General features: G+C 58.2%; 9 protein-coding genes. 6 read left to right on the top strand and 3 right to left on the bottom strand.

The window, feature by feature from the left end; genetic code table 11:
• Positions 1-99 precede the first annotated feature (99 nt).
• The gene (locus P7F28_RS33140) at positions 100-1,020 is read left to right on the top strand and encodes a LysR family transcriptional regulator (RefSeq protein ID WP_277189560.1); all 921 of its coding nucleotides are present in this window, start codon (positions 100-102) and stop codon (positions 1,018-1,020) included.
• A gap of 3 nt (positions 1,021-1,023) precedes the next feature.
• On the opposite strand, the gene P7F28_RS33135 is transcribed toward P7F28_RS33140, so the two are convergent.
• From P7F28_RS33135 to P7F28_RS33125, 3 genes are all read right to left on the bottom strand, one after another.
• Positions 1,024-1,992, bottom strand: coding sequence for a PDR/VanB family oxidoreductase (locus P7F28_RS33135; protein WP_277189558.1), 969 nt, complete (start codon positions 1,990-1,992; stop codon positions 1,024-1,026).
• Between the two features lie 71 nt (positions 1,993-2,063).
• The gene (locus P7F28_RS33130) at positions 2,064-3,467 is read right to left on the bottom strand and encodes a spinster family MFS transporter (protein ID WP_370467456.1); all 1,404 of its coding nucleotides are present in this window, start codon (positions 3,465-3,467) and stop codon (positions 2,064-2,066) included.
• A gap of 80 nt (positions 3,468-3,547) precedes the next feature.
• On the bottom strand, positions 3,548-4,864 hold the full coding sequence (locus tag P7F28_RS33125; RefSeq protein WP_277189555.1) for an MFS transporter: 1,317 nt from the start codon (positions 4,862-4,864) through the stop codon (positions 3,548-3,550).
• A gap of 377 nt (positions 4,865-5,241) precedes the next feature.
• Between P7F28_RS33125 and P7F28_RS33120 the strand changes: the two genes are divergently transcribed.
• Genes P7F28_RS33120 through hutH form a run of 5 tightly spaced genes read left to right on the top strand, consistent with a single transcriptional unit; the run spans position 5,242 to position 9,993 of the window.
• Positions 5,242-6,090, top strand: a complete 849-nt coding sequence (locus P7F28_RS33120) for a transporter substrate-binding domain-containing protein (protein WP_277189553.1) — start codon at positions 5,242-5,244, stop codon at positions 6,088-6,090.
• A 29-nt stretch (positions 6,091-6,119) separates the two neighbouring features.
• Positions 6,120-6,842 carry an ABC transporter permease gene (locus P7F28_RS33115; protein WP_277189551.1) on the top strand — a complete coding sequence of 241 codons (723 nt, stop codon included), beginning with the start codon at positions 6,120-6,122 and terminating at the stop codon, positions 6,840-6,842.
• Between the two features lie 21 nt (positions 6,843-6,863).
• Positions 6,864-7,610: an ABC transporter permease gene (locus P7F28_RS33110; protein ID WP_277189549.1), complete on the top strand. Its 747-nt coding sequence runs from the start codon at positions 6,864-6,866 to the stop codon at positions 7,608-7,610.
• A gap of 31 nt (positions 7,611-7,641) precedes the next feature.
• On the top strand, positions 7,642-8,433 hold the full coding sequence (locus tag P7F28_RS33105; protein ID WP_277189548.1) for an ABC transporter ATP-binding protein: 792 nt from the start codon (positions 7,642-7,644) through the stop codon (positions 8,431-8,433).
• Positions 8,434-8,442: 9 nt separating this feature from the next.
• Positions 8,443-9,993: a histidine ammonia-lyase gene (gene hutH / locus P7F28_RS33100; RefSeq protein ID WP_277189547.1), complete on the top strand. Its 1,551-nt coding sequence runs from the start codon at positions 8,443-8,445 to the stop codon at positions 9,991-9,993.
• The last annotated feature ends 197 nt before the right edge of the window (positions 9,994-10,190 follow it).

Here is a 10,190-nt window from a genome sequence, read left to right as displayed (position 1 = left end):
ATCCTCTCGTTGACATCAGTCTCGCTTTGCGAAGATCATGCGTCAAATCGATTAAAAACAGGTCGTGGAATAAATGCGGCCTATATCTCGCGAGTCCCCATGACCTCCATCGATCACATCGATCTGAATCTCTTGCGCGTGTTTCAGGCCATTGTGGAAGAGCGCAGCCTGACGAAAGCGGGCGAACGTCTGGCGCTTTCGCAACCCGCCGTGAGTTATTCGCTTGGCCGTCTTCGCACCTTGTTCGACGACACGTTGTTTATCCGCACGCGTTCGGGCATGCAGCCGACGCCGGTTGCGTTGGAGCTTGCCGAGATCGTCGGACGTGCGCTCGATACCGTGCGGCAAGCGCTGCGCTATGCCGAGCGTTTCGATCCATCCACGAGCACGCGCACCTTTCGCCTTTCGCTTTCCGATGCTGGCGAAATGGCCTATTTGCCTGCGATTTGCGCGGCTTTGCAGGACGCCGCGCCGCGCGTGAAGCTGGTGATCGAGCCGATGCCGGTCGAGGATATCGAAGAGGCGTTGCGTTCGAGCAGGCTGGATTTCGCGATTGGCAATCTGCCTTCGTTGTTGCCGCGCACGCGACACGCGCTGTTATTCGAGGAGTCGTATGTGTGCATGACGCGCAAGCGCCGCGATCTGCCGGCAGGCAACACGCTCAAGCTGGAGCCGTTTCTCGCGGCATCGCATGTACAGGTGCGCTCGCTGGAACACAGTCATCATGCTCTCGACGATGCCTTGCGCGCGCAAGGTGTGGGACGCAATATTGCGCTTGCATTGCCGCATTTCGTTGCGGTGCCTGGCGTGCTGGCGGCATCGGACTTATTCGCCACACTGCCGGAAAGGCTCGCGCATATCCTCAATCGTGGCGATGCGTTTCGTATCTATGCGCTGCCCGTACCATTACCGCGCGCGGCCGTCACCATGCACTGGCACGAGCACTTCCACGAAGACGAAGGTATTGCGTGGATGCGCGGGTTGATGACCGACATCCTCGTGGGCTTCACGAAGATGTGAGGGTTAAAGATCGAGCACAAGAACGGGCGATTTCGAACGCGATACACAACAGCAAATCACGCTATTGCTCGCGCGTTCCGCCTTGCTCAGACAATGATCGCGATGCTCCGGCTCGCCGCTGACGACATCGATCATGCAGGTGCCGCACACGCCTTCGCCACACGACGTATCCACTTCGATACCGATCGACGCGAGCGCTTCTACAATGGACGTCTTCGTATCGACGCGCACGGTCTGGCCGCTGCTGGCAAGTTGCACGTCGAAGGTATCGAGTTGCGTATCGTTCGATGGCGCGGGTTCGGCTTTGAAGCGTTCGAGATGAATTGCATCGGCGGGCAAGCGCTTTTGTGCGGATTCGACGACGGCGTCCATGAAGGGCGCGGGGCCGCAAGTGTAGACATGTGCATTTGCGTTGGCTTCACGCAGGCAGGTATCGAGTGCATCTTCGAGGTGTTCGCGTTGAACGCCGAAATGTACTTTGATGTGCTGATCGAACGGCGCGCGCGTCAGCAGATTCATAAAGGCCGCATGCGCTTCGCTGCGCGCGAAATAATGCAGCGTAAAGCGCGCTTGCCGTTTGACGAGTTGATATGCCATCGACAATAAAGGCGTAATGCCGATGCCCGCGCCGATCAGAATATGTTCGCTGGCATCTTCTTCGAGCTTGAAGAGATTGCGCGGCGCACCCACCGACAACTCCGTACCGACCATCACCTCTTCATGCAAGGAACGCGAGCCGCCGCGCGACGCGTCTTCTTTCTTAACCGCGAATATCTGCGATTCAAGGCATTCCGGATCGCCGCACAGCGAGTATTGACGCACGATGCCCGACGGACTCGTCACGTCGATATGCGCGCCGGCTTCGTAACGCTCGAAGGGCAGACCGTCGAGACGCGAGATGCTGAATGAGCGTACGCCGTGCGCTTCCTCGCGCAAGGCGTCGACCCGGACTTTCAGGATGTGAGCTTGCATGATGATCTTCCAGTGTGTTCGTGGGGACGATGCGTCGAGGTTAGCGCCGTGCGTCGAATAAGAGAAATAGATTAAAAAGGCTTAGGCGCATCGATGGCATTTATTTCTTGCTTAGGCGCTAAGGTAATTTCGGCGGGTTCCGTGATGCGCGCCTTAAGCGCTTCACGTTCGAGGCTTGCGCGGAATTGCTTGCAGCCTAAGCAAAGCAACACAACGGCCAAGGCAGTAGCGATTGCATTGATGATGGTCATCGAATGGCCGACAGCGAGCGGCGAACCGAACACCTTGTCGGTGATCAACGCTACGACGGTCGTACCCAAACCAAGGCCAATGAGATTCGATACCAGCAGAAACGTCGCGGAGATTTGCGCGCGCATCTGATTGGGTGCGAGCGTTTGCATCGCAGCGGCCGATGTCGCGAGCGGAAACGATGCGAAGAACATCGCGACCACCAGCCACGCAAGCGATGCGTTCAAACTCGCGGTCTGCGCGAACGCAATCGCGGGCACGAACATGCAGGCTGCGCCGATGGCGGCGGCGCGCATAGGGGCATCGCTGTGGCCGCGTCGGAGGAGCCAGTCGGAGAGCCAGCCGCCGCAGAATACGCCGGCAGTATTGGCGACAAGCATGACCGTGCCAAGCGTATAACCGGCTTCCACAGGCGTGAAGCCGAAGTGCCGCATATAGAACGCAGGGCTCCAGCTCATCAGGCAGTAAAGCGTCATCGCATAGAAAGAAAAGCCGAGGTAATGGCAGAAAAACGTCTTTCCATGCGATGCGATAAAGCGCAGCGAATCTGTCATAGAAACGCGTTGGACGCGGCCTGCATCGTCTTGTGCGAGGCCCTGACGCTTAGGATCCCGCACCGTCAGCTTGAACAGCAACGCGATCAGCAAGCCCGGAAGTCCCACTATAAAGAACGTAATCTGCCACGCCCGCACATCGCCGATAAAGGGCAGCGTGAACGTGCTCGCATGCTTAAGCAGCGCAATCACATAGCCGCCCACTAGAAACGCGATGCCACCGCCAATGAATGAGCCAAGCGAATAAACGCCGACCGCGCGCCCGAGCTTCGCTTTAGGAAATAAATCCGCAAGCATCGAATACGTGCCGGGTGAAAGCGCCGCTTCACCCACGCCGACGCTCATCCGTGAGATGAACATATGCACGAAGCTCTGACTCATGCCACACGCAGTGGTCGCTACGCTCCACAACGCAATGCCGCTCGCGATGATGCGAGGCCGCGCAAAGCGATCCGCAAGATAGGCGATCGGCATGCCCATCACCGCGTAGAAGAGCGAAAACGCGAAGCCGTGCAGCAGGCTGAATTGTGTATCGGAAAGATGGAGATCGCGCTTGATCGGCTCGATCATCAATGCGAGCACTTGCCGGTCGATAAAGGAAAACACATACGCCAGCATGCAGATAGCGACGACATACCACTCGTAGGTATAACGCCGGGTCGACGAGTTCATGCTTGTCTCCGAGTTCAATAGATGTGCGAAAGCCTTCGCGCGATTGCTTGACGCGCGAAGTGCCTTGAAATAAGGGGTTTTTACTGCTGACGTGTTTCGTGCGTGAACTTCAGTGTCACGACCGTGACGAGTCCGAGCGCGATCAGGAACGACGCGACTGGCCAGTAAGCGTGATACCGCGACAACAAAGCCGTAGCGATCAACGGCGACAAACCGCCCGCAAAGATTGATGCCACTTCGTGCCCTAATGCCACCCCCGAATAGCGCACTTCGGTGCTGAAAAATTCACCGACCAGAGATGGCAGCGTGCCGATCATCGCGCCATGACATACCGCTGTGCCGAGCACCAGCGCAAGCCAAATAAGTGGCGTGGAGTGCGTATCGAGCAGCCAGAAGAACGGGAACGCCATCACGACGAGCGATACCGCGCCGATCATATAAACCGGCTTCCTGCCGATACGATCCGACAGTTTTCCCCACAGGAGCATGGCTATCATCTCGACAAGCATCGCAATCATCACGCCGATGAGCATCGTCGAATTGGGGATGCCGGCGTACTTGCCGTAGACCAGCGAGAACGCGAGAAAGATATACGCACCGCCGTTTTCTGCTACGCGCAGACCCATCGCCATCAGGATTTCTTTAGGGTGACGCTTGATGACTTCGACCACCGGCATATGCGATGTTTTGCCCGCTTTATCCGCATTTTCGAAGTCACGGCTCTCGGGCAGGTTATGGCGGATATACACGCCCAACGCAAAGATCAGAATGCTGGCGAGGAACGGCAAGCGCCATCCCCATGAAATGAATTGATCGTGCGGCAAGGCCTGCACTGCAAGAAACGCCGCCGACGATAAAACGAAGCCACCGCCGACGCCTAACTGACTCCACGCCGCGTAATAGCCGCGCTTTTCAGGCGGCGCGCTCTCGCTGATCATCAATACACCGCCGCCCCATTCACCGCCCGATGCAATGCCTTGCAGCAAGCGCAATCCGACCAGCGCGGCAGGCGCCCACAACCCGACGTGATCGTAAGTCGGCAACAAGCCGATGCCAAACGTCGCAAAGCCCATGATCAGCAGCGTCCATACGAGCGATGCACGCCGTCCGTAGCGATCGCCGATATGCCCGAACACGATGCCACCCAGCGGCCGTGCAACGAAGCCCATTGCAAAGGCGGCGAATGCGCCTAGCGTGCCGATCAGCGGATCGGCGTTGGCGTGGAAGAACAACTGGCCGAACACGAGCGCGGCGGCGGTGCCGTAGACGAAAAAGTCGTACCACTCCATCGCATTGCCGGCGACGGACGCGACCACGATGCGTCTGAGTGCGCGATCCGAGGTCGCATCGGCTGAATCGGCCGAAGGAGTCGCGGACCGGGAAGGGAGAGTTGCCATGTGTGCTCGCAATGTGAGGAAGTGGGCGATGGCCTTTCAGAAAGGCTTCACATGACGGGCAGTGTCGAAGCGCCGATTAAATGCGTCAAATAGGCCGAAAAGAACGCGGTGTATCAGCGAGGCAAATGATTGATTAATTGCTAAGTTGGCTAGACATTAAGTCGCCTAAAGCACGCTAAAGCCGCTTAGCGAATTTACCTAAGTAATTCGGCATACGCGTAATAAGCCTGTAAACAGGCGTCCACTAAGCGAGATAGGTGAATTCCCTTAGTCAACGAATCGGGCCTTGCATCAATATTTCGTGTCGTGCAGACCTGTCTATACAAGATCGACGCAAGATCATCGCACGCAGTCAAACCCGACCCAAGGACAGGTAGATGAACACAATGGCTAAGCTGCGCTGCGGCGCATTTTCCGTGTTGGTCGGCGCGCTTGCCGCCGTCTCCACCAATGCGCAGGCGAAAGACTGGCAATCCGTCACCATCGCCACGGAAGGCGCGTATGCACCGTGGAATCAGACGTTACCGGGCGGCAAGCTCGGCGGTTTCGAGCCGGAGTTGGTGTCGAGTCTGTGCACGCGTGCGCAACTCAAGTGCAATCTCGTCGCGCAGGATTGGGATGGCATGATTCCCGGCCTGCAAGCGGGCAAATTCGACGTGCTGATGGACGTGATCTCCATTACGCCCGAGCGCGAGAAGATCATCGCGTTTTCGCGGCCTTATGCATCGACGCCCGCGACCTTCGCCGTATCGGACGATGCCGTGTTGCCTAAAGCCGCTGCGAATGCGCCCATTATCAAGCTGACGGGTGATGCAAAGACCGATCAAAGCGTGGTCGATGGCTTGCGCAAGCAGCTCAAGGGCAAGACCATCGGCATTCAGTCGGGAACGGTCTACACCAAATTCATTCAGGATAACTTCAAAGACGTTGCGACCATTCGCAACTACAAGACGGCGCAGGAACGCGACCTCGATCTGGCGAATGGCCGCATCGACGCATCGTTCGATGACCTGACTTATTTCCTCTCGGGTTCCACGGATAAGTCGATTATGGTCGCGGGGCCGCGTATTGGCGGATCGATCTGGGGTCCGGGCGAGGGACTCGCTTTCCGCAAGCAGGACGCCGATCTGAAGGCCAAGTTCGATGCCGCGCTCGCCTCGGCGATTGCAGACGGCACGGTGAAGAACCTTTCGGAAAAATGGTTCAAGACCAACGTCGCACCGTAATTGCGGTTTGAGCGGCACAGGAGCGAAACATGACGCTATTTCAGATGTTCGGCTTTGGTCCTGACGGTTGGGGCAGTGCGCTGTTGCTCGGCGCTGGCCTGACTGTGGTGCTAACGCTCGCAGCGCTGTTCACGGGCGCGATCTTCGGCGGGCTGGTCGCTGCCGCCAAGCTCTCGCGCTTTCGCGTGCTGCGCGTAATCGGCGACTGCTATACGACCGTGTTTCGCGGCGTGCCCGAATTGCTGGTGATCTACCTGTTCTACTTCGGCGGATCGAGCTTCGTCTCGACCATCGGACATTGGTTCGGGGCAGACGGCTTTGTCAGCGTGCCGCCGTTTCTGATCGGCGCGGTGGCGGTCGGCATGATCTCTGGCTCGTATCAGGCGGAGGTGTATCGCGCGGCGGTGCTGGCGGTATCGCGTGGCGAGCTTGAAGCGGCGCGCGCCATCGGCATGCCGGTCATGATGATGGCGCGTCGCGTCCTGATTCCGCAGGTCGTGCGCTTTGCTTTGCCGGGACTCGGTAACGTCTGGCAAATGAGTCTGAAGGATTCCGCACTAATTTCCGTGACGGGTCTGGCCGAACTTATGCGTACGAGTCAGGTCGCGGCCGGATCGACGCATCAGTATTTCTCGTTCTTTATCGCGGGTGGCTTGTTGTATCTGGTCATGACGAGCATTTCCGGGCGCATCCTCGGCCGCGCGGAAGCCGCTGTCGCCCGCTCGTTCCGACGCAATTTCGCGCGCAACTGACGCTGTCAGGAGACTGTTTCCATGCCCGTCGATTTCGCTTTTATGTTCGACACCATGCGCAAGCTGCTTGCCGCCGTGCCGGTCACGCTTGGGCTGTTCGCTGCGTCGCTGGTGCTTGGCGGTTTGCTCTCGCTCGTAATCGTCACCATGCGCGTGATGCCGCATTGGTTGCCCCGCAACTTTGCGCGCTTTTATATCTTCGTGTTCCGCGGTTCGCCGCTGTTGATTCAGATGTTCCTCGTCTATTACGGGCTTGGTCAGTTCGGCGTGATCCGTCATAGCTTTTTGTGGCCCGTATTGCGCGAGCCGTACGTATGCGCGGTACTGTCGCTCGCGCTGTGCACGGCGGGCTATACGGCTGAAATCATTCGCGGCGGTTTGCTGGCTGTGCCACATGGTCAGATCGAAGCGGGCTATGCGATCGGCTTGTCGGGCTTTTCGCTGCTGCGCCGCGTGATCGGTCCGATTGCGTTGCGCTTGTGTTTGCCGGCATATTCGACCGAAGCCGTATTGCTCGTCAAATCGACGGCGCTTGCGAGTCTCGTCACCGTGTGGGAAGTCACGGGCGTGGCGCAGGAGATCATCCATCAAACGTATCGGACAACTGAAGTCTTTACGTGTGCGGCGATCATCTATCTGGTGCTGAATTTTGTGATCGTGCGGGCGCTTGGTTTCGTCGAGCGCAGGCTCTCGGGCCATCTTCGTCCGCCGCCGGTTCCGTCGATACAAACCTCGTCGGCCACGGTTCAGACGCGCGCTGCGTCGTGATACTTCAGCATTTCGAATCGGAGAACAAGGCATGAATCAGATTGCGCCTGTCGCCCTGTCGGTCAGGGATATCAAGAAGTCGTTCGGCGATCATCAGGTATTGAAGGGCATTTCGCTCGATGCGCATCAAGGCGATGTGATCTCCATTCTCGGCGCGAGCGGATCGGGCAAAAGCACGTTTCTGCGCTGCCTGAATCTACTCGAAATGCCGGACGATGGCGTGGTGTCGCTTGCTGGAGAAGAACTGAAAATGAAGCGTCGCGGCGATGGACGCCTCCAGCCTGCGGATCGCAAACAAGTGGACCGCGTGCGTTCGCAATTCGGCATGGTGTTTCAGAACTTCAATTTGTGGTCGCATATGACGGTGCTTCAGAACGTGATCGAAGGACCGATCCGCGTCTTGAAACGCAGCCGCGCCGAAGCGATCGAACAGGCCGAAGCGCTGCTGGCCAAAGTCGGCCTTGCAGATAAACGCGGCCATTATCCGGCGCATTTGTCGGGTGGTCAGCAGCAGCGCGTGGCCATTGCCCGCGCGCTTGCAATGGACCCGAAAGTTATGCTGTTCGATGAACCCACTTCCGCGCTCGATCCTGAACTCGTCGGTGAAGTGCTGCGCGTGATGCGCTCACTCGCGGACGATGGCCGCACCATGCTGGTTGTCACGCACGAAATGGGCTTCGCGCGGCATGTTTCGAATCGTGTGATGTTTCTGCACGAAGGCCGCGTGGAATGCGACGGTTCGCCATCCGAAGTATTTGTCGAACAGAAGTCGGAGCGATTCCGACAGTTCGTCTCGAGCCACCAGGACCGCAGTACGCATTGAAGGATCGTCATGAACGTGATTCGCTCCGCCCGTCCGCTTCAATGGCGTGAAGTGGCAGCCGTCGCCAACGGCGCGACGCTCGAATTGTCCGCAGAAGCCGAAGCGCGCATCGCCGAGGCGCGCGTGCTGGTGAATGAGATCGTCACGCGTGGTATCCGCGCGTATGGCGTGAATACCGGCGTCGGCGCGTTGTGCGATGTGGTGGTATCGCCCGTTGAGCAGCGTGACTTATCGCACAACATTTTGATGAGCCACGCGGTGGGCGTCGGCGCGCCGCTCGGGCGCGAAGAAACGCGCGCGATCATCACTGCGGCGATCAACAACTTCGCGCACGGACATTCGGGCGTGCGGCTGGAAGTCGTTCAGAGGCTGCTTGGATTACTGAATGCGGATTATCTGCCGGAAGTACCGGCGTTCGGGTCGGTGGGTTACCTAAGTCATATGGCGCATATTGCGCTGGTGTGCATCGGCGCGGGACATGTACGCACGCGTGATGAAAGGCTGACCGGTGCAGAAGCGTTGCAACGTCTCGGTCTCGAACCCATGACGCTCGAAGCGAAGGAGGGTTTGAGCCTCGTCAACGGCACGCCTTGTGTAACGGGTCTGGCCGCGCTCGCGCTTGCACGTGGTCAACGTCTGCTCGATTGGGCCGACGCCGTCGCTGCGATGAGCTTCGAAAATCTCGGCGGCCAACTTGATGCATTCGATGCGCAATCGCTTGCTTTTCGCCAATCGCCTGGCTTGATGCAGGTTGGCATGCGGCTTCGTGCAGCCCTTGAAAATAGCGGTATTCTGAACGCGTCGGTCGGGCGGCGTACGCAGGATCCGCTCAGTTTGCGCACCATTCCACACGTCCACGGCGCAGCGCGCGATGCGTTCGTAACCACGGGCGAAGTGGTTGATCGTGAACTCGCTTCGATTACCGATAACCCTATCGTCGCCGGGACGCCCGACATGCCGCGCGTGTTTTCGCAGGCGCATGCGGTGGGTGCATCGATTGCATTGGCGATGGATGGCATTGCGGTCACCGTCGCGCAAGTTGCGGCGCTTGCCGAGCGAAGATTGGATAGGCTGGTGAATCCGCTGGTCAGCGGCTTGCCGCCGTTCCTTGCCGAAGTCGGCGGCACGCGTTCGGGTTTCATGATCGCGCAGTACACGGCGGCTTCGCTGGTTGCGCAGAATCGGCGCATAGCAGCGCCTGCGAGTCTCGATGGCGGCGTGACCTCCGGGCTTCAGGAAGATCACCTCTGTCACGCGACGCCCGCCGCGCTCAAGGCACTTGAAATTATCGATAACTCCGCGCGCATTCTCGGCATCGAATTACTCGCCGCGACGCAGGCTTACGAATTACAGTCCGCCGATTTAGCGCGCGCGCCTTATACCGAGGCATTGCGTGCGCGCGTGCGAAACGTATTGCCGATTTATCGCGATGACAGGCCGCTTGCCAATGATATGGCCTTTGCGTTTCGCATGATTTCGGATGAAGCTCCGCCGCCTTTGGTGCCTTTGCCGGGTCCGGTCGCGGCATTGCTTTCGACGCAGCAGCACGTTTGCGCTTAGTTTGCGCTTAGGCCCTGAGACACATAAACCTTTAGCAAAGGCACGCATATGACGCGTGCCTTTTTTATTCCTTAAAGCCTTAGCCCATCCGCAAAAACCCTAGGCCAAAACGCTAAGATAATGCTTGTATATACAAGTTGCCCTAGCTAAACTGAATCCATAGTCAAAGCGCAATTGCGCACTCCGAACAACCGTTA

The organism is Caballeronia sp. BR00000012568055, from assembly GCF_029439455.1.
Classification (GTDB): Bacteria; Pseudomonadota; Gammaproteobacteria; order Burkholderiales; family Burkholderiaceae; genus Caballeronia.
The sequence above is the reverse complement of the archived record's forward strand: the minus strand, read 5'-3'. Positions and strand labels throughout refer to the sequence as shown.

Bases quoted from the DNA above. Each gene is read 5' to 3' on its own strand.
- P7F28_RS33105 (WP_277189548.1), top strand. From the start codon at position 7,642: ATGAATCAGATTGCGCCTGTCGCCCTGTCGGTCAGGGATATCAAGAAG.
- P7F28_RS33130 (WP_370467456.1), bottom strand. From the start codon at position 3,467: ATGAACTCGTCGACCCGGCGTTATACCTACGAGTGGTATGTCGTCGCT.
- P7F28_RS33135 (WP_277189558.1), bottom strand. From the start codon at position 1,992: ATGCAAGCTCACATCCTGAAAGTCCGGGTCGACGCCTTGCGCGAGGAA.
- P7F28_RS33125 (WP_277189555.1), bottom strand. From the start codon at position 4,864: ATGGCAACTCTCCCTTCCCGGTCCGCGACTCCTTCGGCCGATTCAGCC.
- P7F28_RS33140 (WP_277189560.1), top strand. From the start codon at position 100: ATGACCTCCATCGATCACATCGATCTGAATCTCTTGCGCGTGTTTCAG.
- hutH (WP_277189547.1), top strand. From the start codon at position 8,443: ATGAACGTGATTCGCTCCGCCCGTCCGCTTCAATGGCGTGAAGTGGCA.
- P7F28_RS33110 (WP_277189549.1), top strand. From the start codon at position 6,864: ATGCCCGTCGATTTCGCTTTTATGTTCGACACCATGCGCAAGCTGCTT.
- P7F28_RS33115 (WP_277189551.1), top strand. From the start codon at position 6,120: ATGACGCTATTTCAGATGTTCGGCTTTGGTCCTGACGGTTGGGGCAGT.
- P7F28_RS33120 (WP_277189553.1), top strand. From the start codon at position 5,242: ATGAACACAATGGCTAAGCTGCGCTGCGGCGCATTTTCCGTGTTGGTC.